Raw genomic sequence first — 24,812 nt, forward strand, 5'->3', positions numbered from 1 at the left:
AGGAATGTGATTTGTTATGAATAGGATAATGACTGATAATGATGTTCTGAATGTTTTACAAAACTATGCTTTAGATGATAATGACAAAGCAGCAGCATTGTTTGTGAAAAGCATAACAAAGGATCAACTTTTGGACTTTAATACTGCAAATGAACTTTTGATGAATTTGTTGATAAATACTGGTGAGAAGAAGGAAGCAGCTGCCTTTTTGGCAAGTAATATTGAGGAAATATGCAATCATGATATGCATATATTGGTGAGATACCTTCCCTTTGTTGAGTGGGATGGTATCTCACTAAATATTTTAAAAAGCCATAATCAAAACCACCATTTTGTAAGGCTTGTTATTGATGTTGCGGAGGGAAGTTTGAAAAATAACAAGAAAAGTTTTGCTAGAAATTTGATGCAGCTGTATAATGAGATTCTTACAGAAAAAGTTAGAAAAAATGATATATTGAATAATATTGATATTTTCAAAGATGCTGTACTCAATGCCTTGAGCCTTTTAGATGAGGAAAGTGCTCAGATATTTTATGACTTCTTAAATGAGATTTTGAATTTAATGATGAAGAGTATAGCTAATGCAATAGGTGTAAGCAGTGAGATTAAAAGAGAATTAAATGAAAACTTGCTGAAAGAGCTTGGGGATTTAGTGAGAGAAAAGAAAATAAGTAGTATAAAAAGGATTACAGAGCAATACTACAACAGTTTGGTATTTGTAAGTAGTCCCATGAAGGATGAGGCTCAAAGCATATTTGTATTTACTGGATTGAACAATTATTTTGAGAATATCAAGAAAAGGTTTCAAATTGGAAGAACAACAAGGTTTAGTTCCTACACAAGAAATGTTATAAATGATATAAATAAGACGTTAATCAGGATACTATCTAACATAAAAAATAAGCAGTTAAATATAGATGAAGGATTAAGCACAGTTTATAAAGAATTGAAGAAGCTGAAATACTTATATAGCTATGAACATCTGCTTGAGACATGGTTTTTATATTATCTATGCAGTATTCAGCTTTCTTTATATAAAAAAGATTTTTCGAAAACATTTGAAAATATAGAAGTAGCAAAAGATAGATTCCGTTCCAGATTTAATAAAGGCATAAACCCTGTTATTTACCATGCAGATAAAATAATTGATTTTTATAGCCATATTCTTTTGGGCAATTACAACGAAGCTGATGATGTGCTGAATATGCTGAAAAAGGAATATGAAGAGCTCGGGTGGTTGAGTTCAATTTTAGATCAAGATGCTGTTTTTGGTTATGGCAAGTATGATTTTGAAACTGCTCGCAAAATTGTAGCTGAGATATTGGATGATATTAGATTGTTGGCTGACAATAAAATGATTGATGAACGTGAGCTTGAAAGAATAAAAAAGCTTGTGAGAGTAGCAAGAAAAAAGATAAAACAAAATGAACTTAGGATTTCCATTGTTGGTGAGACAAGTGTTGGTAAAACAACATTTTTAAACAGACTTTTTAATACTGATTTGTTTTTTGTGACTCAGGAAGAAGCAACTGCTGTTCCCATTGAAATAAGGAAATCTTTTGAAAAGAGCATTAGAATAGAGGTTTTGAACAGCGATGATTCGATTGAAAAAATACTTTTTGCCTATGATTATTTTGATGGTTTAAAAGAAGAGAAATCTATAAAGGGAATTTTATATTTTGACAAAGAAAAACTAAAAAGTGCACTTTACAGTGGGTTGCCGTTTTCAAGTTTTGTAGAAAAAGATGTTGTGCAGAATGTGGATGTAAAAGAATTTTTAAGGGAGTACACAGCAGTACAAAATTTTGATTCACCAAAATTTATTAAAAAAGTCAAAGTATACTTACCAATTGACGAACTACCAGATGATGTTGTTATTATTGATACCCCTGGATTTAATGCAAATGAGAAAAGAAGCGACATAGCGTCAGATGTTGTAAAGAACAGCCATATTTGTTTATTTTTAATTGATGCACGAAATGCCTTAAAAGCTGAAGAAATGAAAAAGATTTCTATGGTAAAAGAGTATGCGAGCAAGGTGTTTTTTGTTTTGAATAAAATGGATTTGGTTATTGGTGATGACGACTTGGATTGTGATGGGCCTGATAGTGCTGAACAACTGATACAAAGAGTAAGAGAAAATTTGCAGGAAGTTTTGGAGCTTGACAGGGTTTTTCTTTATCCAGTTGTTTCTGTTAATGTAAGTAGAAACAGTCCTGCTTTTGTATATTCGGAAAATGTAGAAAAACTAAAAAAAGAGCTATTTGAAGAGGCCATGGCTCAAAAATATGAATACATATTTGATTATTTAATAAGAGAATTTGCGAGCATATCAGGCAATATCATAACAATTTATAAAAACAAGCTTGGCGAATACGAAAGAATGATAGAGGAGCTAAAGAAGAAAATACCCATTAGTCCTCAATGGATACTTGACCATCTATATAAGAGTTTGGGAGCAAGTATAGAAGGGAATATAAGGATCTATATAAACAATATGAACTTAGCAATGCAAAAATTTTTCAATTTAGGGAGACTGCAGTTTAGTGAATGGATGGAAGAAATTTATTCGGAAAGCTATCTCAAAAATGGTTACGAACAAAAAGCAAAGGCTATTGCAAACTTTATAGTTGATAACATAGCTAAAGCAAGGGTGGCTGAACTTAATAAATTAAATAAGACTTTAGTTAAGGGTTCTGAAATTATTGTTATGAAATTCTTTGAGAATGCAGATATTGATTTGAGAGAAAGGCTTAAAAGCACTTTGCAGAAAGTTTCTTATATCGAGTTTGCTATTGATGAGAACATTAATAATAAGCTTACATATTTCAATGATGGATTTGAAAAAGGTTTTTGGGGTGCTGTAGGTGGAGCTATATTAGGGACTTTTATATTGGGACCAATTGGTACTGTTTTAGGTGGGCTTCTAGGGAATTGGTTGTTTAAGCCATCGATTGAAGATTTAAAGAGAGAGGCTAGTAAACAATTTGAAGATGCATTGATAAAACTTGAGAAGGCTATCTCAGATGAGCTTGTTAAAGAGATTGACTATAATAAAGCAGGATCATATGTGCAAAATATAGTGAACAGTCTTGATGAACTTTTAAATAGATATGCAACAGAAATTGAGCAAAAAAGAAATGAGCAGATAAAAACGAGAAATGAGCTTTTGAGGAAAGTTATTGCTCTGAATGCTGACATTGCAAAGATAGGGTATAAAATGTACTACTTAAACAAATGGAGGCAGAACAGGATTTTAGAAGAATAGTCATGATTTTTAATATTTAAAAATTTTATAATTTTTTAAATATCAGTGGAGTGATAAAATTTGCTGAAAGATATTAAAGATGAGATTTTAAGCAGCTTTGAATTTTCAGAATATTTTCAACTGATTGACAGTAGCAATAAAATTAACAAAGATAATGTTTTGGAATTTGCTCAATTCAAAAATGTAGATAAAATAAGAGATTTTATTAGTTATTTGGTCCAAAATTTGAAAACAGTAGATAATACCACTATTATGTTTTCAGACTTAATAAAAAGTGTATCGGAGATGAGTATTGAATCGGCTATAGATTGGATTTTTGAAAATGCCAAAGATATTGATGGTAACTATACAATATTTGATCTTTTTGAGGAAGAACCTGAGCTTTACAAGATTTGTCTGATATTGGGCATTGTATTTGGGTTTACTGCTAATGATGCTTTGCAGATTGCTTTAAATGGTTTTGGGATTGCTATGAGGTTGAAAAAAAGTATGAGACAAAACAGTACAGATTCAGATTGTTTTGATATATTTGAAAGATGCGTAAGTGCAATTTATAATCTTTTTTCTGAAAAAAGTAGAAAAACAGATATGGTATTTATAAATAAAATCAATTCTGAATTTTCAGACTTTGGTGAGTCAATATTGAATGATTTTGAGAGAGGATTTACGCTGATTACACTCGAAACTTTGGCAGAAAAAGGGTTGAATGAGCTATTGCACTTTGATAAAAGAAACAGAGATTACGTATTAAGTGCGTATGAAAAAAATACAGCAGATAGCATAAGGTTTGATGATTTAGTAAATAATAGTTCACCTGTTTTTCTAAGCAGATTTATTAAAATTATTATTGACAGTAATTATTATCATGAGCAATTGTGATTTTGGGGGTTTTTAAATGCATGATTTGATAAAACCGCTTGTAAAGCTTTTATGGCAATCTGAAGATGACTTTACAGAGGATTTGGACTTTTATTTTGGAAAAAGTGAGAAACCACTGAGGTATGAAGATTATGAAGGTAGAGCTGATGAAAATGACTCATTTGATAAATTCTTAACAAATAACAAATTGCTTTTTGCAGAATACATATATAAGAAAAAATGTTATTCATATAAAAAAAACAATGATCGTAATAAGCTAAAAGAATACTGGGAGAAGGTGAAAGAAAAAATGGATAGAAATTTAGCAGAGGTTGAGAAAGAGCTTGTTAAGAAAAAAGCAACAAAGCTGGATATTGCAAAGCTTGCTGCAACTTTAATTAAAATAAGCGGAGAATTTGAGGCTGATATGAACGAGTTAAAGGCTGAGATTGACAAAAAATTAGCAGAATTGAATCAGACCAAAGAAAATGTTGAAACAGCTTATAAGCGCATAGAGGATTTTAAAAACAATATTGAAGGAAACCTTTCTGGTTTAAGAGAATATGTTAAAAGTCTTAAAGAAGAAATAAATAGTTTAAATAAAGAACAAGAAATACTGAAAAAACAAATCTCTTCAGATATTAGCAATATAATGACAAAAATACAGACTAATTATAATGAAATCACAACTTTAAAAAAGAAAATAGAGGGAAAAACTGAAGAATTTTATAATTTCGCTCAAAAAACAAACCAAGATATATCATTTCTGAGAGATAATTTTAAAACAGAAATGGATAAATTTAAAGATGAATTTTACGCTTTTAGATCTGAAACTTTATCACAACTTGATAGCTTTAAAGATGAAACAAGGGAAAAAATGAATAATATGTCAGGTTTAATGTGGAAGTTGATATTGCCTTTGTATATGGCTTTGATATTCATATTATTAAAAATCTTTAATATCCTAAACTGAAAAATTATAGCTTCTAAACTTCACATATTTTTTAAATTTACAGCTAATATGATTTGAGAGATAATTTTAGGTTTGAAAGCAAAAGACTTTTAGACTTGAGAAATTTTAATAATGGGTTACTATATTTGCATATAATATCTAAACAAAGCATTTTGTCGCATTAGTTTTAATGGTACAATAAATATAAAGAGTACGCGATTCGTTTTTGCTTGTTTTTGACTCTAAAGAGTCAACAAATACAGAACAGTATGGAACGGGAAAAATCTAAAAACTACTGGCAGGAAAAAGTACTTACCAAAGTGTGTTGGTATGGCTATCATGATAGGTGCACACCAGCAGGGGTGTGTTTTAAAAGTATCAGAAAGAGGACTTGATATGAAAGTGAAGCTGTGGCGTTTATGTTAATAAGCCATATTATGTCTAAAAGGTTGTTAATACAAAAAATTCAATAGTTAACTTTTAGCTGGTTGGTAATGCCAAGAAGAGTTAACCACTCTACCTGGGGAAAACCTTACTGAAACCCCTGACTTCAGTCAGGGTTAGTTCACTTGTCTAACCCATTCAAAGCAGTTATACTAAGGTTAGAATCTTGACAGGAGAGGTTTGTAATCTTGACATGACTACCAACGGTGTAAACATTCCTGAATTTCTGCGTTATCTTTTTTGGGATACAGATTTTACAAAATTGGACGCAAGAGAGCATAAGGAACATATTATATCGCGCATACTGGAATATGGCAATATAGAAGCATACCGCTGGTTGTTTAGGACATATTCTGAAGAAGAAATAGCTGAGGTGGTAAAGAACAGTTTGAACATATCGCCACCAACAGCTTATATGATGGCAAATGTTCTGGATATTCCACTAGAAGAGATTAGGTGCCTACGGAGAAAAGTGTTTCCAGAGATACCCTAACAGTACTAGAAGGTTTGGATAATATGCAAAGGTGTAGTATACTGGCAGGAGTGTATGTTCGGCATGATAGAAACCACAATTAATGCGCAGACTGTAAATTATCTCACAGAGAAGGAACTTGCCGAAATGATAAAAAAGCAAGAGTTCAAGAAAGAATACGCTGTGCAAGTCTATAACTTTTTCACAGATGTTCCGCTGCAGGATATTGTGAGGTTTATCATAAATTACAACATTGATGAGAGTGTTCTGCTGAAGTACTATATAACCTATGTCAAAGAATATTATCCCAACAAAGAGTTAGAGGCGATGCTGGAAGATGTGGTCTGAACTGTTCACTAAGGCCACTGCTATATTGGATAGTGCAAAGATAACTGATAGTGAGTGGACGTTTGGTGGGGATACAGCTCTTGCTTTGTATTTTCAGCATAGAGAAAGCAAAGATATTGATATTTTTCTGACAGATGCACAGTATCTTCCCTTTCTCTCGCCAAGGCTTAATAAAGCGGCAAAAAAGATAGTCAACGATTATACCGAAGCTTCTAATTTTGTAAAATTAAGATTTCCTAAAGGCGAAGTGAATTTCATTATTGCACCGCATTTAACTAAAAATTATTACTGTATCAAGGAAATTAATGGCAGGCAAATATGTATTGAAACACCAGAAGAAATAATTACCAAAAATTTTTTACAGGGCTGAAAGTTTAAAAATCCGTGATGTGATTGATGTTGCAGTTGTCTGCAGAAAGAATGGCAATGAGTTAAAGCAGTATTATCCACTGATTTGTTCTAAAATTGACCTTCTTGAACAACGTTGGGGAAAACTAAAATCGAAGTATTTTGAGGAAGTCACTCAACTTAAAATATTCGAAGTTGGGAAGATTCTTCCCTTAATAGAGATTAAAACCTTTGTGAAAAGGAGGCATACACCTTGCTGCGAAGACATCATGCAAAGATAGTAAGCTGGATTTTTGTAATTTTCCTTTTACTGAGCTTTAGTTTTAGAGGTGAAAGTGTACAGAGTGGAAATGTCACAACTGCAGTGCCAAATAAATCTGTAAAAGTCTTCGTAGATGGCAAACAGATTCCTTGTTATAGTATTGCAGGAAACTTATTTATAAACGCCAATCATCTTAAATATTTTGGTTTTGAAATAAAAGACAATAAAAAATTTAGGTTCAATCCTCAGGTGGTTTCACTATCGACCATACCAGCCCAGGAATTTTCACGGAAATTTGCTGCTTTGGATACTCCAATATTCATTGATTTAGAGAGTGTAGCAACACCTGCTTTTTATGTTCAAGGAGAATATCTCATATTCTTGAATTCAATTTTCTGGTTCTGTAGTGTAAACAAGAAAGGAAATGACTATTACCTGAAGATAAACAGGGATTTGCTAAGCAACTACTACTTGATAAGGAATCTTCATATTTTGAAGTCTTCGGTGAACGAATATACACTCAACCAAGCGGTGGTCAAGATTGACTGGAAAACCCTGCAGTTAAAAGTAGAAAATGTATCTAAAACGCTTGATTACAGTGGTTATGTCTTTGCCCATGCTTTCAGCAGTTTTCCAAAAGATTTTACTTTTCTAAGCGGTACAGATATTCAGAACGGTATTATAGCATCTATTCCTGTATTGTTTAAGGTTACTGAATATAGTGGGACGATTAGTACCCAGCAAAGTGGAATGACTTTTGCCAACCAGCTCACAGTTGAAAAGGTTGTCAATTTCAAAGATTTTGTAGCCAAGTTAAAATTTATTTCTTCTATTTGCCTTCAAAACAATAGAAATGTGCCTCTGAAAGTTTTTTCTACAAATGTTGGGGTAACTTACAATAACATTCCACAGGTTACAATAGAAGTAGTAAATTTGAGCCTGAAACCGGTAGATGCTTTTGAACTCAATTTCAAGTGTTATGATGCATTTAATAGACCTGTAAAATATCTTGGATTTGGTGACAACATGGTTAGAGGATTGGTCCAGAGGCAAAACATTGTACCTTTTAGTAGCAGTGCCTTTACATGGACATTAGTGGATTATAAAAACACAGTTAGTATAAAAGACATAAAGTTTGTTCTGATACATTTTGTTGATGGAAAAATTCAGAGCTTCGGGGGAAATAAGTAATAAACTTATCGAATTCAAAAATCACCTGAAAGGAAAAAATACCTGAGCATAAGACGCATGTGGAAGTAATAATATTGACAGGTACGTATATTTTAACACTTTAGAAGTTTTACAGAGACAAAGGTTGTTTTATCTACCTTCCGAAAATTTACATAATGCATCTGTCAAAACTTTGCGGACAATTTCTACTACTGTGGTGAATTTAGATTCAAAAAGATTATAAGCTGGCCGGGGAAAAACTTTAAGCATCTCCTGCCGAAACTCTGAAAGTCCTCTCTTTTCAATTTGATCAACAGCTGAAGTTATTTTTTCAGCTATCCCGGAAGGTTGGCAGTTGTAATCTAAAAATTTCTTCATAATAAGTTCATAGTCAGTATGTACATTGTGTTTATTACTGAGTTGATCAAGAAGATAATATATGTCCCACATATCTCTGCCTTGGAGATTTTTTCTTAAGGAGATTGCAACTATTTTATCAGCAAGTATTTCATCAGGAGTTGCAGCTTTAATGAAAATGAAAGGTGATATTCTTACTACTACGTTTCTGTACGACTGCATGTTTGCAAACTTACATTGGAGTTTCAAGCTTTTTCCCAATTCCTTGATTCTAACTATGATGCAAATTTGACAAAACACATCAGATGACTTTTTTTGAGGACGTTAGAATGGAAATATTAAACCAGTTCGTAGAATACAACAAGATTCCCAGATTTATGTTCTGGGGGTATGAAAAGGGTATAGATGGAGTGAATTATGCAGAACCCGAGAAAGCTTTTGTGGATTGGTTGTATGTTCGTGGACTGCGTCAAAAGTAGCCTTTTGAGAGGATTTGCTCTATGATGGAAGATATGTATCTAACTGACGAAGATTTCAGCTTGGACAAGGTGAGGGAATACATTAAAGAGATTGAGAACAAAGATTTGAGCAGCAGACTTTTAAAGCTGTTCGAAGATGCACTTAAGGATGTGTTTGAGAAGAACAAAAATAACCCATTCAGCAAGATTTTGTAGTGGGAAGAGGCAGGGCTGTGCTAAAGTTTTACAAAAAATTGACTATTTTCATGGTTGAGATTGTTCTTGCAGTGCTTTGTTTTCTTGTTATAATGATAGTTAATTGTGGACTACCATCTACCTACAAAGTTAAACTGCCCTTATTCTCACAGGGTGGTTTACACACCCACTACTGAGTATCTGCTCTGCAGCAGACTCATCAGGTTTTAGAGTTTATTGGCTTCAACACAACATAGTTATTAATCCTTTAGCGTTCAATGAATAATGTACTTATTCATTGAAATTTTAAACTTCATGTATTATAATAAACTCAGAACAATTGGTAGAGAGGTGGTTTAGATGATACAGGCAACGTCAAAGATTACTGGAAGGGGTCAAGTACAACTGCCAGCTGAGATAAGGAAAGTTATTGGTGGGGAGATAGGGGACACTGTACTTTTCACGATGCAGGACGACGGCAAAGTTGTAATTGAAGTGATAAAGAAGCGAAAACTATCAGAGTTGGGCGGTTCTCTGAAGTCATCAGTTGCGTTCACGGATTTGGAACATGAAGCAAATAGCACAAAAGAAATCTGGGTAAACAAGAGAGTGAAGGGGACACAGTAATGGAAAAGGTTTGGATTGATGCAAATGTTATTTTGAGATACCTTCTGCAAGACCACCAGGAGTTTTTCCAGAAAGCTCAGAAGATTATGCTCGAAGCGGAGCAGGGGAAGTTAAAACTGCTTGTTGCTCCAATCACGATTGCAGAGGTTGTATGGACTTTAGAATCGTTTTATAAGATACCAAGGAAGGAGATAGCTGATGTTCTAAGTGCTTTCATATGCTCTGATGGTATTGAAGCAGAGGAAGCTGATGTTGTTCTTTTTGCACTCAAAAGCTACAAGGAAAGCAATGTTGATTTCATTGATGCATATCTTTCTCATCACATGGCAAAGTTGGGGAACAACAAGATATTCACTTTTGATAAGAAACATTTTTCACGACTTGATGTAGAAATTTTGAATACAGATTAAGAATAGTGAGAAATGTTTTCCATGGAACCAACTCCTTTAGTACTTGTTTGATAGCCTTATTTTTAATGGTTTCAAAAATTTCGTTTTTCTTTAAAATCGTGAGCTCACTTTGGTGATTTTAATACTGATTATATAGTGGACACTAATTTTTTTTACTCCCGAGAGATATAATTGAATTACAAGAGGATCTGGTGAAGAAGGGCATGTAAGCCATGTATTAGCTGATAAGATGAGTTCAAGACCAGGAGGATGGAGCGAAGAAGGAGCAGAGGTAATGGTAAAGCTATTGAGCTTGAAGTATAATGGTGTAAACTTAAGAGAGGCATACCTAAATGAGATTTGCTGGAAAGCAGAAGAGAGAAACGAAAGTGAAAAAGTGATGAAAGAGATCATGAGAAAAAACATGAGACTTGTCAAGAATTTTGTGTTTCCAATTTATAACGTAAGTTGTAAAGTTGGGTTATATTATTAAGACATTTTCTAATACTGGGAACTCCATTTTTCCATTTTGTGCGGCGTAAATTCTCACGTTGTAAGTAAACATTAATTTCTAAAACATCAATAGACTGAAAATACCCACCTGAATTTACTCTAATTTTCTCAATTATACTGTTGATACTTTCAACAGCGTTTGTGGTATAAATATGCTTTCTTAATTCTTCAGGATATTTCATATGGGCAAGATAGAACTCTGCTTTTTCGGATATTCCCTTGACAAAGCGAGGATATTTTACAAGGTATTCTTTACAAAGTTCTTTAAATTTCAATACAGCTTCATCAAAATCAGATGAAGAAATTCTAAGTTTGTCTAAACTTTTGTTAAAAGCTGAAGCGTCTTCTTTTGACATATGTTTTCTAACGTTGCGTTGAAGGTGGACAAAACATAGTTGATGGTCTGCAAGAGGATAAGCAAGTTTGACAGCGTCTATGATGCCAGGAAAGTCATCGCTTATGACAATTAGAACTTCCTTAAGACCTCTTGTAATTAAGTCTTCAAATACTTTTGTCCAATCAGCCTTATTTTCTTTGCCGAAGAAAGTGTAAACACCAAAAATGTCTTTTTTACCTTCTAAGTCGATACCAAGCACAACATAACAAGTAGCCTGTTTAACCTTAGAATTATCTTTGATTTCACAGTGGTAACCATCAATAATAAGTGCGAAGGCACTTGAAGGTAATTCTCTTTGTTTAAATAATTGAAGTTCATTTTTGAGGTCTTCTTTGATTTTTAGGATTTCGTTTTCGGAATAAGGAAGATTTAAGTTTTTCAATGTTTGAAGGAGAGAGCTTTCAGAATAACCGCTTGCGACTAAAGACATAAGTAGGGCGGTGTAAGAATCATCAACTCTTTTATATGGTTCAGGTAGAATAGAAGGTCTAAAATTTCCGGAGCGAGCTCTTGGCACAGAAATCTCGAGTGTTCCAACAGAGGTTGCGAGTGTTCTATCGTAAAAACCATTACCTTTGTCATTTTGGTTTTTAGCAAGATAAATATTTCTTTCAGACAACATAAACCACTCGAGCAAGTTTTCTAAAAGTTGCTTTAAAGCTGGGCGAGTAGGGTCATCTTTGGAACAATACATGTTTAGAACTTGTTCAATAGCCATGTTTTTTGCAGTTTCAAAAATTTCATTTTTCTCCATGTTTGTAAACCCCCTTTGGTTATTACTCAATACTAATTATACAGTAGACACAATTTTATTTTAACTCCCAAAAACATTAAGAGGATAAAGAAACAGGTTGAGGAGACAAGGAATAATATACCAATTCTAGAGAGAGGAAAAGTTGATTTGCTGTTTAGAGAGGTTGTTGAATAAAAGATATAACCATTGTAAGTAAAGATATCCACAGGAGAAATAAAAAAATATCCCCCTTGTGATAAAATTTTAAAGTGCAATAACACAACAACCACAAGGGGGATACAAAACATGACTAATGATATTAAACCACAAAAGAGAAAATTTTTATAGATCCTTTTTGCTATTGAAAAAATAGCTCAAATCTTAAGAGTCTCAAGAAAATCAAATAAAAGAGGAAGGCCGAGAAAATTTGGACTATTTCAAATAATAGCGTGTTTGGTTTACAAAGTAAAAAATAGTATTACAAGTTTTAGAGAACTTGAGTATAAGATAAATGAAGATAGGGAATTTAGAAGAGCGATAGGGATAGAAAAAAGCCCGGATCATTCTTATTTTGCGAAGTATGCAGCAATGATAGAAGGAAAATATTTAGCTGATATAAAAGAAATACTGGTAAGTGCAATAAATCCAGACACAAGTATTTGTGTGGTGGATTCAACACCATTGAGAAGTAGCAAAAATGACAGACATGCAGCGACAGGTGTATGTGCAGTTTTGGGTTTTTACAATGGATACAAACTACATTTACTTGTTACAGGGAAAGACGAGATAATACCTTTGGCGTGGGAATTTTCCTGTGCGAATGAGCATGATAGTCAAAAGATAGAGCTTTTGTACAGGGCATGGATTTATGGAGCGAAGATTTTAATAGCGGATGCAGGATATGACAGCGAAAAATGGTTCAAGGCAGCTCAAGAGCTTGAGATAAAATTTGTTGCAGGAGTAAACAAAAGGAATATGAAAAACAAGGATAATGTAAGAAGTGAATTAAGGGCAGAGAATATGAAGTATTTAGAAACAGAGGAAGGCAAAAAGGTATACAGAAAAAGAACGATGATAGAGAGGCTTTTCAGTAAACTTAAAGGGGAATATAAATTAGAAAATATGAGATTAAGAGGCTTTAGAACTTATAAAAGGCACGTGGAATGGATATTGATAACTTACTTATTTGAAGAATTTATTAGGAAATTAGAAAAACGTAAATTTACTCTTGCTTATGTATGGAATCAATTTTGCTAACCTTATACATACTTTTATGGCAAAAATATTTATTCAACAAGCTCGTTTAGAGTATTAAAAACCTTAAGTACTGGAGATTTCTTAAATGCAGTCGTATTTTAATAAAAAAATCTCCCTCCAAATTCTTGACACTGTCTCATCTTCACTTGGTGTTGCATCTTATAAGACATATGCTATAATAAATAGACAGAGAGTATAGTTACCTGAAGTGGTGGGGATATAGCTCAGTTGGTTAGAGCGCTTGCCTCACATGCAAGAGGTCATAGGTTCGAGTCCTATTATCCCCACCATTTATTTATTTTCATAACTTTAGTTTGGTGGCGAGGTTTATCGTTTTTTTGCTATTATGAAAACTTATCTCAAAGCAGCATTTCTTCTTTTTATTGTTAGTTGTTGTGAATTACTCACGAAAAAGCTATTTAGTTTTTTCAGTGTTTTACAGAAGTAGTCTATTAGGCAATGAAACAAAAATTGTAAGCTTTCTGCTTGTTTAGGCGTGTATTAGTATTTTTAAGTAATGTTGTGCAATTTCTTAATATTCTTTATGATTTTGACTTTTCAATTAACATTTAAATTCGACAAGTTTTAAATACCCCGTTTTTAAATTTGTGATAAAATAGGATTAAACTTTTTAAAACTAAAAAGAAGATTCTTAAAGTTATATCCAAATTTTAAAGAAGTGAAGGAAGATACGATTATTTCTTATTGCTCCTGCAGGACGTGCACTGCGCCAGATGAAAAAAGGGATCCTTAACTTTTCCACTCTCAACTTTGCTCTTACCTTACCACGACTGGCTGTGTTGTGTCCACCTGATGTAGAAGTCAAGATTGTAGATGACCAAATAGAGGATATCCCCTATGATGAGCCAGTAGATCTTGTAGGACTTACTGGAGAAACACCTCATGCATCAAGAGCTTATGAAATTGCTGCTGAATTCCGACGACGAGGCATACCTGTTATCATGGGGGGACCTCATGCTACCTTAATGCCCGAAGAAGCTCTTCAGCATGTGGATGCTGTAGCCATAGGCGAATGTGAAGAAATCTTTGGACAGATAATTGAAGATGCCAGACGTGGTCAACTCAAGAGAATGTACCAAGCACCAGCAAAACCTTCTCTTGAGCATCTTCCCCCACCTCGCTTAGATTTACTTAAAGGCAAAAGGTACCTTCCAATAACTGCTGTGGAAACATCACGAGGCTGTCCATTTGCTTGCAGTTTCTGTATGGTACGTTACATGTACGGGCGAGGTGTGAGACACAGACCTATAGAAGAGGTAATTGCCGATATTCAGCGAGCTCCAACTAAACTTATATTTTTCACTGATGACAATGTAGTGGGCGATCCTGAATATGCCAAGGAGCTTTTCCGAACAATGATTCCCTTGAAAAAGTGGTGGATTGCACAGGCAAGTATTAATATGGCTTATGATTCTGAGCTTCTTGACCTGGCCCGACGAAGTGGGTGCAAAGGAGTGTTTGTTGGAATAGAGTCTGTATCTCAGGCAAGTCTTCAAGAAGCTAATAAATATCAAAACCAGGTTACTCGTTACCGAGAGGTTATCTCTACTTTTCATAAATACGGGATTCTGGTAGAAGCAGGAATGGTGACAGGATTTGATAACGAAGATACCTCTATTTTCCCTCAAACATTTGAGATGTTGATGGATATAGGAGTGGATCTTGTGAGCTTTAAGATTCTCACACCATATCCTGGGACGGAATTTTTCAAAGAGATGGAACAGGCTGGACGAATACTTACATATAATTGGGAACTGTATGATGGAGAACATGTGACATATCAACCAGCACGTATGACACCTGAAGAGCTCCAAGCAGGTCATGATTGGCTTCGCAGAAAATTTTACTCATCTTCTCCTATCCTAAAAAGATTATTCAAGGTATCCAGACATCCACTAATGCTTCTGTTTTCAGCTGCAGTGAATACAGCCTTTCATTTTATTGAATGAAGTGACTCTAAAAGCTGAGATTTTGTTCTGCAAATAAGTAAATAAAGGAATTTACTGTTTGTCACTAAATGATAAAAAAAGAAAGGAGTGTAAGAGTTATGACTCAAAACTTCAAAGTAAATGTAAAATTATTGACGAGGACTGCTTTATTGCTTGCTCTGACAATAATTGTGCAGTTTTTAAGGATGCCCCAACTGATAACAGGGTCTATAGTGAATGCTATGCTAATAATATCTACTGGGATTGTAGGTATATTGTCAGGTATTTCTATAGGATTATTGACACCTATAATAGCAGTAATAGTGGGGATTATGGGTTTTCCGGCTCTTATTCCTTTCATAATGATTGGTAATATTTTGTACGTTATATTTTATTCTTTTTTGAAGCAGAAGGTAATAGGAATTATTATAGGAAGTATTATTAAGTTTTTGTGGCTTGCAGTATCTGTGAAGTATATTCTTCGCTGGTTTGGTGTCAAAGTACCTACAAAAATTATTCAGATGTTTACATTACCTCAATTGGCAACAGCTCTCATTGGAGGTATAATTGGCATAGTTATAGTGAAGGTTTTGGATAATTATCTTAAGAAAGCCCGCACCTAATAATGACCTTGTTTTTTCATCCATTAAAGAGTTGAGCAAATTAATGCTTCATTAAAGTATTCTAAATGAACACATCTTTATGTTTTTCAATTTATTGTGTTATCCTTTTCTTGTCGTTCGTTTATCTGCTCGACGTGAAGGAGAGTATTATTTTTAGCACAACCCGTATTATGCTGAAAGAGGCAAAGTACTTCTACTTTTCACTTTGGAATGACAAGTTGCTTTTTTATTTAAGGTAACCTGATAAAGTTTGTTTCTTGCAAAATTAAATGCAAGAGGGAGACACTATCAACGACTAACGATACTTGACAGGAGAAATTAAAATGTGCTATATTATTAGTAAGCCTTATTATGCCCATCTGGTTGTTAATACAAAAAGTTCATTTTTGTTCGGTATTTTGTGAAATAAATTTGGACAAAGCAGCATAAAAGGGGCTGTCCCAAAACAATAATTTTTAATAACCAGAATCGGGCATTTGATGCTACTAAATACCAATATTGAACTATATAGCAAACAAAAAGAGGGTTGGGTGGCAGTTTTACTCCAGCCCTCTATTATTATCTTCGCTAATTTTTCTATGTTATAGGCAATACAAACCAAACCCCACTCAAGCTTTACACCCTTCATACCCCTGAGCAGGAATCTCCTAAACCCTTTATTGTTCTTTATTATCCCAAATACTGTCTCAACTTCTATCTTCCTTTTTTCGTAAATCTCTTTGCCTTCTTCACTCAATAGCCTTTGCCTTACCTCTTCCTTCAATTTCTCTAACCTAGGTCTTATACTAAATCTCTTCTTCCATCTTTTACCTTTATAACATTTTTCTCTGTATTCACAGCCATTACAAATCTCTTCACATTGATATACCTTCTCATAACTTACAAATCCTCTCTCATTTGCACTTATCTTCGGATATAAATATTTAGCCTTCTTACCAGCAGGACAAACATAGGCATCTTCTTCAGCTATGTACTCCCAGTTCTTTACATTAAAAATATCCTTCTTAAATCTTCTTGTCTGCTCTATGTCAAATGTGTTATACTTAATGTAGCTATTTATGCCACATTCTTTCAGATGAAGGTAGTTTTCTTCAGACCCATAGCCACTGTCTGCTACAAGGTTCTTGGGCTTGTGGCCTGTTATCTTCTCCACAAGCTCAAGGTGTTCCTTTAGACAGACAGTGTCTGTGGGACTTTGGTGGATGCTAAAACCTATCACAAATCGGTTCTGTGTGCCGATTTGCACATTATACCCAGGTTTTAGCATCCCATTTTTCATATGGTCTTCCTTCATCCTCATGAATGTGGCGTCATTGTCTGTCTTAGAGAAACTGTTCCTGCCATTTAAAATTGCTTCATAATTCTCATACTTCTTGAGTCTGAGGACACAATCATTTTTCAGTACCTTTACCAGCTTCTTTACTCTTTTTTCTTTTCTTTTGCTTTTAAACTCAGCCTCCTCAAGTTTTTGATTTATTTGCTCAATCTTTTCTTCTAACTGCTTGCTATCATAGTCAGCTTCTAACTTTACATCTAAATCTCCCAATGCTTTATCTTCCTCTTCATTTATTTTTTCAATCTCTTCGATTATGTTTTTCACTTTTTCTCTTAACTTCTTTTCGAAAGTTCTTGTACTTTTAGCCCAAACAAAAGAATACTTGTTCGCATTGGCTTCAACTTTTGTCCCATCGAGATAGTAATAGTCGAAGTTTACATATCCTAACTCTATAAGGAGTTTAACCACCTCGGCAAAGATATTTTCAATTGCATCCCCCAAAATTTCTTTTCTAAATCTGTTGATAGTCCTAAAATCAGGAGCTTGATATTTTGAGAGCCACATAAAAGTAATGTTTTCACGTAAAGCCCGAGCTATTTTTCTTGATGAATAAATACCTTGTATGTAAGCATAGATTAAAACTTTTAATAACATCAGTGGATGGTAACTACTTGTACCACCACCTTTGTACTTTTCCATTACGGTTGATATATCTATCTTATCAATGATTTTATCAATTACTCTGACCAAATGATTTTGAGGTATAAAAGCTTCTGGGTCGATAGGCATTAAATATTGGTATGGGCTGTAATTTTTGAAGACAACTTTATCATGTTTACGAGCCATGGTTTATCACCTTATGTTATCATTTTTGATATATTATATCAAAAATATATCACTATGTCAAAAGAGCAAAATTAAAGGGACTGCCCATTCATCTTTTTGGACAGCCCCTCTTTATTTTTTGACAGATTTATCTTAGGTGCAAGCAAGTTATGTACTCTATTCAAATATACCGGAAGATATTAAGTTCCAGGTATAAACGGATGAAAGGGTTGCAGAACAATTTAAACGAAGTAAAATTTTTTTAAGGATAACTAAGGATAACAGGGTAGTTTAATAATGCTTTACCTGATTTTTGCTTGATTGATTTCCCTAAAACTACGATTGAAAAGATTTAGTAAATGAATAAAAAACGTATAAGTAACAAGAACTCCAGTTGGGAAAAGAAAACTGTACAAATCAAGAAGAGAAGCTCTCTTTAAAGAGGCTTCTCTTCTTTTTTATTTTTAGAAACTGTATTTCCTACTGGAGGTAGAGAAATAATGGAAATGAGAGATATTCAACATCAGGAAGAAGAAATTGAAAGAGTTACTTATACCATAAACGAAATTGCTAAAATATTAGGTATAAGCTACAAATTGGCTGCAAGATTAGTCCATATGAAAGGTTTTCCAAAAATCCAAATTGGTCGTCGCATAGTTATTCCGAAACAATTATTTTTGGACTGGCTAAAAAACAATCCAGAAATAAAGATATAAAGTGTAATTATTCCGGAAGCTTTTTGAATCAAGGGAATGGGAGAGGAAAACTCTCCCATTATTTTTTAGGAAAAGGCACAAATCAGTTGAAAATAATCTGCTGGTACATATTGGCAAATAAATTTATTCCTTTTTAGTGTCTTAAAGTTTTTGTAATAAATCATCTCAAAAGCAAATGCCTATATTCTAACAGATACATCCACCCAATAAACTTTTTCTCGTCACACTTCTTAAGAAATTCCAAAAAAATTCTAAATAAATTTTCAAATAGATTTGTAAGTGGTGTTACGGGAAAGAGGTTTTAAGAAGCAACAAATTTAGAAAGATTTTCACAGTTGTCATATTTGCCAAACAGGCATTTTTATTTGGTTCACGCTTAACAAGTGGGTTCGTAGATTATTTACTTTTTGGTGTCCAAATGAATGAAGTATGTTGTACGTTTGGCAGGTTTGTCTGACCTTTCAAATAAAATCTTCAAAGGAGGGGTATTTAATGGAAATAATAAATCTTCAGAAGCAAAGAGAAGAAATTAAAAAAGCAACTTATAACATCGAAGAAATTGCAAAACTGCTGGGCGTGAGTTATAAATTAGCTTCTAAATTGGTTCATTCAAAGGGATTTCCAAAGATACAAATAGGACGCAGAATACTTGTCCCGAAAGATTTGTTCTGGGACTGGCTTAAAACCAATCCTGAGATAAAAATTTAAGGGAAGGCTTTTTCTAACCTTCCCATTTTTGTTTATGCATAATTAATTACATACACATTCAGCTACGTTCATGCTGATTTTAGTTAATCCAAAACTTATTTCGTATAGGTGTCAAATAGGTGTCAAACTACTACTTGGGAATTTTATACAACTCCGCGAACCTTGATTTTATCTGGCGCGCCCAGGAGGACTCGAACCCCCAACCCTCAGATCCGTAGTCTGATGCTCTATCCAATTGAGCTATGGGCGCGCATCCATTTTTCAATTGTTAAATAAAAAATAAAGCCCTTTTTTACAGGGCCTTATTTGCTTTTTAACTGGTGCCGAGAGCGAGACTCGAACTCGCACGGGCATAACGCCCACTACCCCCTCAAAGTAGCGTGTCTGCCAATTCCACCATCTCGGCACCTCATTGACTTTGCAATATATATTATAAAGAGCTCTTTTGAGTTTGTCAATAACATTTTTCAGATTTGAATCTTTTTTTACTTACAATTTTATATGGAACAGGCATCAATGTTACATTACAAATTCCATTAATTGTGGCAGATTATGTAGCAAAAGATTTGACAGAAGCCCAAATGCTCTCAGTAGGATTATTTTATATAGTCCTAATGGTGGTTTATTTTGCCATTTTGCCATATCTAACACTTCTGCAATACCTTCCTTACAATATGCTTTTAAAAAGATGGGAAGATGAAAAAAATCAGAATGTCTATGTAATAGGCTAAGAAAATAAAAATCCCAGCTCCTTTGCAGGGGCTGGGATTTATTTTAGCTTCCACAGCAGCCTTTAGAACCTGAACAGGTGCTGCAGCTGCTGCTTTTTGCACCGCTTCCTGCAGATAGCCCAATATTTATTTTTGAATAATCTCTTGTGACGTCATTTGACGCACATTTTGGACAGCTGACTTTAAGACCGTTCGAGATTTCTGAAATGGACGCTTTTATTTCAAAAACTTCTTGGCAGCTGTTGCAAACGAATGTGTAAAACATCTCTTTGGTCACCTTCATCCAAAAATTTTTATCATCTAATATAGTATAGTGCAAAAGGGCTCTAAAATCAATAGGGCTAAAAACTGGATGTATTTTAATTTTCCTGCAAGATAGAAGGTGGTGTGTACACTCTTGTTGAAAGTTCTTTATCCAAGAACAGAAGTCCACTTGGGTCTTCTTTTATGAATTTCAGCTTTCTTAAAATCTTGTCCATTGTTTCTTCTTCCTCAGCTTGTTCGTTTATAAACCATTGCAAAAAGTTGTGGGTGGTAAGGTCTTTCTCTTCCAAAGCTGCCTTTGCAATCTCATGGATAGAAGAGGTTATAAACCGTTCATGTGAAAGTGCAAGTTCAAAAACTTCTGTAGGCGAAGAATAATCTATTTTTGGCTGTTTTAACTCTTTTAAAATTACTCTTCCACCTATTTTGTTTATATAGTCAAATATCAATCTTGCATGGTCGAGCTCTTCTTTTGTCTGGACCATAAAAAAGTGAGCAAAACCATCTAAATTTTGTGAAGCAAAATACGCTTCCATTGCTGTATAAAAGTATGCTGAGAATAGTTCTCTGTTTAACTGTTCATTTAACATCTCAAGGATTTTTTCACTTCTCATTTGGACTGCACCTCTCATTTATTTTAAATTTTGATTTTCAATCATATTAATACCCTTTCAAATATAAAAAATAACACTATATTTTTTGCTAAGTTGTGGTATAATTAATTATGAAAAGATGGCATCGACAAGATTGTCGAGCCATACTTTAATAGACTTCTTAATAATGATTTAAACTAATAAAACTGAAAAATTAAAAAGCTGCCCTGATTTTTAAAGAACAGGGACTGCATATGAACCTGAAAACAAAATTTCTTCAAGCGAAGGAAAGGCAGACTCTGTTCTGCCTTTTTTAGTTTTATATGGAGGTAGTTTAAAGTGAAAATAGGCTTTTATGGGGCTTCAAAAGCTGGAATTTCTCTTGCGCTTTATTTCAAAGAGCATGGGCTTGAGATTACAGGGTTTTATAACAGAACATACGAAAAAGCCATAAAAGCTTCCTACATGACAGCCACACAAGTATTTACAAACCCTGAGGAACTGGTGGATGCTTCTGATGTGATTTTTATAGCTATTTCTGATACATTCATAGAAGAAGTTTCTAAAAACCTTTATTCGTCGCATTTGTCACAAAAAGTAATTGGGCACTTATCAGGTGCGCTGACCTCTGATGCTATAAAAACCGAATGCAGAGGAAAATTTTCTCTTCACCCTATTCAGACGCTCAGAGGGCAGCCTGAAGATGTCCAGTTTTTGAAGGAGGCGATATTTTCTTTAGAAGGTGATGATGAAGGAAAAAAGGTTGCCAAGATAATCTTGCAGAAAATAGGGAATAAATATATAGAGCTCAAAAAAGAAGACAAAGTAGTTTATCATCTTGCAGCAACAGTTGCTTCAAATTACCTTGTGGCTCTTTTAAACTTTTCGTATTCGCTTTATAAGAAAATTGGACTCAATGATGAGGCTATTTTTTCTATAATAAAGCCTCTTTCTTCTGCATCACTTGAAAATTTTTTAAAGGATAGGCTCAACTGTTTAACAGGACCTGCCGCAAGAGGCGATGTTTTGACACTTCAAAAACACTACAATGCTTTGCCGGATGAGAAGAAAACTACTTTTTTAGAACTTTTAAAGCTTGCGGCAGACCTGATATTTGAAAAGGGAGATAAAAGTGTCTGCGAAAAACTTCAACAATTTATAAATGTAAAAGGTGGTGAAAAAAATGAACAAGGTGACAACCAAGACGCTTTTTGAAAAAAAGCAAAAGGGCGAAAAGATCACCATGCTTACTGCTTACGACTATACATTCGCAAAGATATTTGATAGCTGCTCTGTGGATATCCTGCTTGTTGGTGACTCTCTCGGCATGGTGATCCTTGGCTATGACTCTACAATTCCTGTCACAATGGATGATATGGAGCACCATGTTAGGGCGGTTAGCAGAGGGGCAAAATATTCTATGGTTGTTGCTGACATGCCGTTCTTGTCATACCACACAACAGTTGAGGAAGCTGTGAAAAACGCAGGAAGGTTAATTCGTGCGGGGGCGTATGCAGTCAAGATGGAAGGCTGCGACGATGTATATGATAAAATAGAAGCTGTCATAAAAGCCCAGATACCTGTTATGGGACATTTGGGGCTGACACCCCAGTCTGTCAACATCTTTGGAGGCTATGACCTTCGAGCAAAGGAAGAAGCTGAAGCCAAAAAACTTGTGGAAGATGCTAAAAAGCTTGAGAAAGCTGGGGTATTTGCAATTGTTCTTGAAAAGGTGCCAGCTCATGTTGCAAAACAGGTTCAAGAGAGTGTAAAAGTGCCTGTAATTGGGATAGGGGCAGGACCATACTGTGATGGTCAGGTGCTTGTGTGCTATGATATGCTTGGTATGTATGAAGATTTCAAGCCGAAGTTTGTAAAAAGATATGCTGAAGTGGGGAATATAATCAAAGATGCTGTGACAAGGTACATTGAAGAGGTCAAAAAAGGAGAATTTCCAGGAAAGGAGCACAGTTACTGATGGTTGTTGTGCAAAAAATTCAGGAGATGAAAGAGATTGTAAAAAGACTTAAAAAAGAAGGTAAATCAATAGGTTTTGTTCCAACAATGGGATATCTGCACGAAGGACATTTGAGCTTGGTAAGGCTTTCTAAACAGCAAAACGATATTACCATTATGAGCATATTTGTAAATCCTATTCAATTTGGACCAAATGAGGATTATGACAGATACCCGCGCGACTTTGAAAGAGATAAGAGCCTTGCCGAAAAAGAAGGTGTTGACTATATATTTTATCCATCGGTAAAAGAGATGTATCCCGAAGATTTTAAAACAGTTGTGTCAGTGAAGAAAATAACAGAGATAATGTGCGGCAAGTCAAGACCAGGTCATTTTGACGGTGTTGCAACAGTCGTATTAAAGCTGTTTAACATTGTAAACCCAGACAGAGCATACTTTGGGCAAAAGGATGCCCAGCAGCTTGCTGTCATAAAGCAGATGGTAAAAGACCTAAATCTTGACGTTGAGATAATTCCATGTCCGATTGTGCGTGAACAAGATGGTCTTGCAATGAGCTCAAGAAATGTATATCTTTCTGAAGAGGAAAGAAAATCTGCAGCTGTTTTGTACAGGGCTTTGAATTTGGCAAAAGAGATGATTGAAAAAGGCGAAAAGGATGTATCAAGCATAAAAAGGGCTATGGAAGAGATGATTTTAAAAGAGAAGTACACAAAGATTGATTACATTGAGTTTGTGAACAATGAGACGTTTGAGATAATCTCAAAGGTTGAGGGAAAGGTTTTGATAGCTCTTGCCGTTTTTGTTGGAAAGGCAAGACTTATAGACAACATTGTGGTGGAGGCGAAATAGCAAAGATGTTCATTGAGGTTTTAAAGTCTAAGATTCACAGAGCAACCGTTACAGAGGCAAATCTAAACTATGTTGGTAGTATTACAATTGATGAGGACTTGATGAAAGCAGCCGGAATATTTGAAAATGAAAAGGTGCAGGTTGTGAATATAAACAACGGCGAAAGGTTCGAAACTTATGTGATAAAAGGTGAAAAAGGCAGTGGAACAATTTGCCTAAACGGTGCAGCAGCTCGCCTTGTGCAGGTGGGCGATAAGATAATCATAATGGCATACTGTCTTCTTACCATGGAAGAGTATTATAATCACAAGCCAAAGATTGTGTTTGTGGATGATAAAAACAAAATTGTAAGGCTTTCGGATAAAGAAGAGCAATCTGAATGTATTTGTTAATTAATTTTGAGTTGCAAAGGTGGGGAGAAACAAATTTTCAATCCCCGCCTTTAATTTTTTAATAAAATTTCTGGCTTTTGCATAAACTATATCTATTGAAGTGCTGAAATTGAAATTTTAAAAATGAAGAGAAAAAATCAGCTCAAAGCTATACTTTCGATTTTAGTTATTCTAATACCTTTAATAGCCATTTTAGGCATATCAAACTACAATAAAAATCCATATCTTATATATGTCTCAATTGATGACAGTAGGTTATATGTCTTTAAAGAAGGAATTTTGTACAAGTCATATCCCATATCACCTGGGAAACCTTCAACTCCTACTCCAGTTGGCACATTCAAAATAATATCGAAAGACTACTGGGGTGAAGGATTTGGAGGAAGGTGGATGGGTCTAAATGTCCGATATGGTAAATATGGTATTCATGGGACAATATATGAAAGTTATATAGGAGCTCATGTGAGCAAAGGCTGTGTCAGAATGCTGAACAAGGATGTGAAGGAGCTCTTTTCATATATTCCTATTGGAACTACAGTAATAATTTCAGAAGGCATATATGGAGAGTTTAGAAACGGTTTTAGAACAATTTACCCGGGTGATACTGGCGAGGATGTTATGGTAGTTCAAAGAAGGCTCAAAGAACTCGGATTTTATTCAGGGAGCATCGATGGCAAGTATGGAGCAGCACTTGAATATGCAATTAATTTATTTCAGAAGAAAAACAAGCTTTCTGTGACCAACAAAATTACACCTTATTTGTTAAGAAAAATGGGTTTTTATTTATTTGAATAAAAGAGGCTTAAAAATAAAAAAATAATCTGTGTAGCTTTTAAAGCACCAAGATGTAAAACTTCAAAA

At 34.4% G+C, this 24,812-nt stretch carries 27 protein-coding genes, 3 tRNA genes and 1 pseudogene; 24 read left to right on the plus strand and 7 right to left on the minus strand.

Features of this window, described 5'->3' with window-relative positions; genetic code table 11:
- Window positions 1–16: 16 nt before the first annotated feature.
- The 7 genes from OTK01_RS03705 (at window position 17) to OTK01_RS03735 (ending at window position 8,143) form a co-directional block, all read left to right on the plus strand.
- Complete coding sequence (locus OTK01_RS03705) at window positions 17–3,268, plus strand: dynamin family protein (protein WP_029229200.1); 3,252 nt, start codon at window positions 17–19, stop codon at window positions 3,266–3,268.
- A gap of 60 nt (window positions 3,269–3,328) precedes the next feature.
- Window positions 3,329–4,147 carry a hypothetical protein gene (locus OTK01_RS03710; RefSeq protein ID WP_029229199.1) on the plus strand — a complete coding sequence of 273 codons (819 nt, stop codon included), beginning with the start codon at window positions 3,329–3,331 and terminating at the stop codon, window positions 4,145–4,147.
- A gap of 16 nt (window positions 4,148–4,163) precedes the next feature.
- A complete protein-coding gene (locus OTK01_RS03715) occupies window positions 4,164–5,099 on the plus strand; it encodes a coiled-coil domain-containing protein (RefSeq protein ID WP_029229198.1) in 936 nt (311 codons plus the stop codon).
- A gap of 616 nt (window positions 5,100–5,715) precedes the next feature.
- Window positions 5,716–6,015: a DUF6922 domain-containing protein gene (locus OTK01_RS03720; protein WP_029229197.1), complete on the plus strand. Its 300-nt coding sequence runs from the start codon at window positions 5,716–5,718 to the stop codon at window positions 6,013–6,015.
- Window positions 6,016–6,078: 63 nt separating this feature from the next.
- Window positions 6,079–6,342, plus strand: coding sequence for a hypothetical protein (locus OTK01_RS03725; RefSeq protein WP_029229196.1), 264 nt, complete (start codon window positions 6,079–6,081; stop codon window positions 6,340–6,342).
- Window positions 6,343–6,367: 25 nt separating this feature from the next.
- Complete coding sequence (locus tag OTK01_RS03730) at window positions 6,368–6,712, plus strand: nucleotidyl transferase AbiEii/AbiGii toxin family protein (protein WP_167321290.1); 345 nt, start codon at window positions 6,368–6,370, stop codon at window positions 6,710–6,712.
- Between the two features lie 231 nt (window positions 6,713–6,943).
- Window positions 6,944–8,143 carry a hypothetical protein gene (locus tag OTK01_RS03735; RefSeq protein WP_029229195.1) on the plus strand — a complete coding sequence of 400 codons (1,200 nt, stop codon included), beginning with the start codon at window positions 6,944–6,946 and terminating at the stop codon, window positions 8,141–8,143.
- A gap of 129 nt (window positions 8,144–8,272) precedes the next feature.
- Here the strand turns inward: OTK01_RS03735 and OTK01_RS03740 are convergent, their stop codons facing one another.
- Window positions 8,273–8,728, minus strand: coding sequence for a nucleotidyl transferase AbiEii/AbiGii toxin family protein (locus tag OTK01_RS03740; protein ID WP_029229194.1), 456 nt, complete (start codon window positions 8,726–8,728; stop codon window positions 8,273–8,275).
- Between the two features lie 80 nt (window positions 8,729–8,808).
- Between OTK01_RS03740 and OTK01_RS03745 the strand changes: the two genes are divergently transcribed.
- The 5 genes and pseudogenes from OTK01_RS03745 to OTK01_RS03765 all read left to right on the plus strand — a co-directional run.
- Entirely contained in the window at window positions 8,809–8,958 is a 150-nt protein-coding gene (locus OTK01_RS03745) for a hypothetical protein (protein ID WP_269011776.1), read from the plus strand.
- 21 nt (window positions 8,959–8,979) lie between these two features.
- On the plus strand, window positions 8,980–9,153 hold the full coding sequence (locus OTK01_RS03750; protein WP_269011777.1) for a hypothetical protein: 174 nt from the start codon (window positions 8,980–8,982) through the stop codon (window positions 9,151–9,153).
- Between the two features lie 339 nt (window positions 9,154–9,492).
- On the plus strand, window positions 9,493–9,759 hold the full coding sequence (locus OTK01_RS03755; protein ID WP_029229069.1) for an AbrB/MazE/SpoVT family DNA-binding domain-containing protein: 267 nt from the start codon (window positions 9,493–9,495) through the stop codon (window positions 9,757–9,759).
- Entirely contained in the window at window positions 9,759–10,169 is a 411-nt protein-coding gene (locus OTK01_RS03760) for a PIN domain-containing protein (RefSeq protein ID WP_269011778.1), read from the plus strand. Before OTK01_RS03755 ends, OTK01_RS03760 begins: the two co-directional genes overlap by 1 nt.
- A 190-nt stretch (window positions 10,170–10,359) precedes the next feature.
- A pseudogene (locus tag OTK01_RS03765) lies at window positions 10,360–10,587 on the plus strand (UPF0236 family transposase-like protein); the annotation flags it as partial.
- On the opposite strand, the gene OTK01_RS03770 reads toward OTK01_RS03765, so the two are convergent.
- Complete coding sequence (locus OTK01_RS03770; RefSeq protein WP_269011779.1) at window positions 10,583–11,812, minus strand: IS256 family transposase; 1,230 nt, start codon at window positions 11,810–11,812, stop codon at window positions 10,583–10,585. The pseudogene OTK01_RS03765 and the gene OTK01_RS03770 overlap by 5 nt on opposite strands.
- Window positions 11,813–12,139: 327 nt before the next feature.
- Between OTK01_RS03770 and OTK01_RS03775 the strand changes: the two genes are divergently transcribed.
- From OTK01_RS03775 to OTK01_RS03790, 4 genes are all read left to right on the plus strand, one after another.
- The gene (locus OTK01_RS03775) at window positions 12,140–13,048 is read left to right on the plus strand and encodes a transposase (RefSeq protein ID WP_232841731.1); all 909 of its coding nucleotides are present in this window, start codon (window positions 12,140–12,142) and stop codon (window positions 13,046–13,048) included.
- 213 nt (window positions 13,049–13,261) lie between these two features.
- Window positions 13,262–13,338, plus strand: a tRNA-Val gene (locus OTK01_RS03780).
- Window positions 13,339–13,782: 444 nt separating this feature from the next.
- Window positions 13,783–15,018, plus strand: a complete 1,236-nt coding sequence (locus OTK01_RS03785) for a B12-binding domain-containing radical SAM protein (protein WP_084694659.1) — start codon at window positions 13,783–13,785, stop codon at window positions 15,016–15,018.
- A 98-nt stretch (window positions 15,019–15,116) separates the two neighbouring features.
- Window positions 15,117–15,620, plus strand: a complete 504-nt coding sequence (locus OTK01_RS03790; RefSeq protein WP_029229263.1) for an ECF transporter S component — start codon at window positions 15,117–15,119, stop codon at window positions 15,618–15,620.
- Between the two features lie 349 nt (window positions 15,621–15,969).
- On the opposite strand, the gene OTK01_RS03795 is transcribed toward OTK01_RS03790, so the two are convergent.
- A complete protein-coding gene (locus OTK01_RS03795) occupies window positions 15,970–17,742 on the minus strand; it encodes an IS1182 family transposase (protein ID WP_269011780.1) in 1,773 nt (590 codons plus the stop codon).
- Window positions 17,743–18,221: 479 nt separating this feature from the next.
- Here OTK01_RS03795 and OTK01_RS03800 point away from each other — a divergent pair, with 479 nt between their 5' ends.
- A complete protein-coding gene (locus tag OTK01_RS03800) occupies window positions 18,222–18,437 on the plus strand; it encodes a helix-turn-helix domain-containing protein (RefSeq protein WP_029229139.1) in 216 nt (71 codons plus the stop codon).
- 492 nt (window positions 18,438–18,929) lie between these two features.
- The gene (locus tag OTK01_RS03805) at window positions 18,930–19,145 is read left to right on the plus strand and encodes a helix-turn-helix domain-containing protein (RefSeq protein ID WP_029229140.1); all 216 of its coding nucleotides are present in this window, start codon (window positions 18,930–18,932) and stop codon (window positions 19,143–19,145) included.
- Between the two features lie 173 nt (window positions 19,146–19,318).
- Here OTK01_RS03805 and OTK01_RS03810 read toward each other — a convergent pair.
- Window positions 19,319–19,395: transfer RNA gene (locus tag OTK01_RS03810), tRNA-Arg, on the minus strand.
- A 68-nt stretch (window positions 19,396–19,463) separates the two neighbouring features.
- Window positions 19,464–19,551, minus strand: a tRNA-Leu gene (locus tag OTK01_RS03815).
- Between the two features lie 67 nt (window positions 19,552–19,618).
- Here OTK01_RS03815 and OTK01_RS03820 point away from each other — a divergent pair.
- A complete protein-coding gene (locus OTK01_RS03820; protein WP_029229141.1) occupies window positions 19,619–19,876 on the plus strand; it encodes a hypothetical protein in 258 nt (85 codons plus the stop codon).
- A 43-nt stretch (window positions 19,877–19,919) separates the two neighbouring features.
- Here the strand turns inward: OTK01_RS03820 and OTK01_RS03825 are convergent, their stop codons facing one another.
- Entirely contained in the window at window positions 19,920–20,141 is a 222-nt protein-coding gene (locus OTK01_RS03825) for an FmdB family zinc ribbon protein (protein WP_014042841.1), read from the minus strand.
- A gap of 94 nt (window positions 20,142–20,235) precedes the next feature.
- Window positions 20,236–20,754 carry a ferritin gene (locus OTK01_RS03830; protein ID WP_014042840.1) on the minus strand — a complete coding sequence of 173 codons (519 nt, stop codon included), beginning with the start codon at window positions 20,752–20,754 and terminating at the stop codon, window positions 20,236–20,238.
- Window positions 20,755–21,072: 318 nt separating this feature from the next.
- Here OTK01_RS03830 and OTK01_RS03835 point away from each other — a divergent pair, with 318 nt between their 5' ends.
- The 5 genes from OTK01_RS03835 (at window position 21,073) to OTK01_RS03855 (ending at window position 24,746) form a co-directional block, all read left to right on the plus strand.
- Entirely contained in the window at window positions 21,073–21,948 is an 876-nt protein-coding gene (locus tag OTK01_RS03835; RefSeq protein ID WP_029229142.1) for a Rossmann-like and DUF2520 domain-containing protein, read from the plus strand.
- Window positions 21,917–22,711, plus strand: a complete 795-nt coding sequence (gene panB / locus OTK01_RS03840; protein ID WP_029229143.1) for a 3-methyl-2-oxobutanoate hydroxymethyltransferase — start codon at window positions 21,917–21,919, stop codon at window positions 22,709–22,711. The genes OTK01_RS03835 and panB overlap by 32 nt, the downstream gene beginning before the upstream one ends.
- The gene (panC, locus tag OTK01_RS03845) at window positions 22,711–23,559 is read left to right on the plus strand and encodes a pantoate--beta-alanine ligase (RefSeq protein WP_029229144.1); all 849 of its coding nucleotides are present in this window, start codon (window positions 22,711–22,713) and stop codon (window positions 23,557–23,559) included. Before panB ends, panC begins: the two co-directional genes overlap by 1 nt.
- 5 nt (window positions 23,560–23,564) lie before the next feature.
- Entirely contained in the window at window positions 23,565–23,951 is a 387-nt protein-coding gene (gene panD / locus OTK01_RS03850) for an aspartate 1-decarboxylase (RefSeq protein ID WP_029229145.1), read from the plus strand.
- Window positions 23,952–24,074: 123 nt separating this feature from the next.
- Window positions 24,075–24,746, plus strand: coding sequence for a L,D-transpeptidase family protein (locus OTK01_RS03855; RefSeq protein ID WP_029229146.1), 672 nt, complete (start codon window positions 24,075–24,077; stop codon window positions 24,744–24,746).
- The last annotated feature ends 66 nt before the right edge of the window (window positions 24,747–24,812 follow it).

Source organism: Caldicellulosiruptor acetigenus (assembly GCF_026914305.1).
GTDB lineage: Bacteria > Bacillota > Thermoanaerobacteria > Caldicellulosiruptorales > Caldicellulosiruptoraceae > Caldicellulosiruptor > Caldicellulosiruptor acetigenus.

What these genes read in the sequence shown, in the direction of transcription:
- OTK01_RS03760 (WP_269011778.1), top strand. Translation starts at nt 9,759, where the DNA reads ATGGAAAAGGTTTGGATTGATGCAAATGTTATTTTGAGATACCTTCTG.
- OTK01_RS03705 (WP_029229200.1), top strand. Translation starts at nt 17, where the DNA reads ATGAATAGGATAATGACTGATAATGATGTTCTGAATGTTTTACAAAAC.
- OTK01_RS03715 (WP_029229198.1), top strand. Translation starts at nt 4,164, where the DNA reads ATGCATGATTTGATAAAACCGCTTGTAAAGCTTTTATGGCAATCTGAA.
- OTK01_RS03755 (WP_029229069.1), top strand. Translation starts at nt 9,493, where the DNA reads ATGATACAGGCAACGTCAAAGATTACTGGAAGGGGTCAAGTACAACTG.
- panC (WP_029229144.1), top strand. Translation starts at nt 22,711, where the DNA reads ATGGTTGTTGTGCAAAAAATTCAGGAGATGAAAGAGATTGTAAAAAGA.
- OTK01_RS03750 (WP_269011777.1), top strand. Translation starts at nt 8,980, where the DNA reads ATGATGGAAGATATGTATCTAACTGACGAAGATTTCAGCTTGGACAAG.
- panD (WP_029229145.1), top strand. Translation starts at nt 23,565, where the DNA reads ATGTTCATTGAGGTTTTAAAGTCTAAGATTCACAGAGCAACCGTTACA.
- OTK01_RS03800 (WP_029229139.1), top strand. Translation starts at nt 18,222, where the DNA reads ATGGAAATGAGAGATATTCAACATCAGGAAGAAGAAATTGAAAGAGTT.
- panB (WP_029229143.1), top strand. Translation starts at nt 21,917, where the DNA reads ATGAACAAGGTGACAACCAAGACGCTTTTTGAAAAAAAGCAAAAGGGC.
- OTK01_RS03725 (WP_029229196.1), top strand. Translation starts at nt 6,079, where the DNA reads ATGATAGAAACCACAATTAATGCGCAGACTGTAAATTATCTCACAGAG.
- OTK01_RS03720 (WP_029229197.1), top strand. Translation starts at nt 5,716, where the DNA reads ATGACTACCAACGGTGTAAACATTCCTGAATTTCTGCGTTATCTTTTT.
- OTK01_RS03745 (WP_269011776.1), top strand. Translation starts at nt 8,809, where the DNA reads ATGGAAATATTAAACCAGTTCGTAGAATACAACAAGATTCCCAGATTT.
- OTK01_RS03785 (WP_084694659.1), top strand. Translation starts at nt 13,783, where the DNA reads ATGAAAAAAGGGATCCTTAACTTTTCCACTCTCAACTTTGCTCTTACC.
- OTK01_RS03825 (WP_014042841.1), bottom strand. Translation starts at nt 20,141, where the DNA reads ATGTTTTACACATTCGTTTGCAACAGCTGCCAAGAAGTTTTTGAAATA.
- OTK01_RS03770 (WP_269011779.1), bottom strand. Translation starts at nt 11,812, where the DNA reads ATGGAGAAAAATGAAATTTTTGAAACTGCAAAAAACATGGCTATTGAA.
- OTK01_RS03795 (WP_269011780.1), bottom strand. Translation starts at nt 17,742, where the DNA reads ATGGCTCGTAAACATGATAAAGTTGTCTTCAAAAATTACAGCCCATAC.
- OTK01_RS03830 (WP_014042840.1), bottom strand. Translation starts at nt 20,754, where the DNA reads ATGAGAAGTGAAAAAATCCTTGAGATGTTAAATGAACAGTTAAACAGA.
- OTK01_RS03790 (WP_029229263.1), top strand. Translation starts at nt 15,117, where the DNA reads ATGACTCAAAACTTCAAAGTAAATGTAAAATTATTGACGAGGACTGCT.
- OTK01_RS03805 (WP_029229140.1), top strand. Translation starts at nt 18,930, where the DNA reads ATGGAAATAATAAATCTTCAGAAGCAAAGAGAAGAAATTAAAAAAGCA.
- OTK01_RS03855 (WP_029229146.1), top strand. Translation starts at nt 24,075, where the DNA reads ATGAAGAGAAAAAATCAGCTCAAAGCTATACTTTCGATTTTAGTTATT.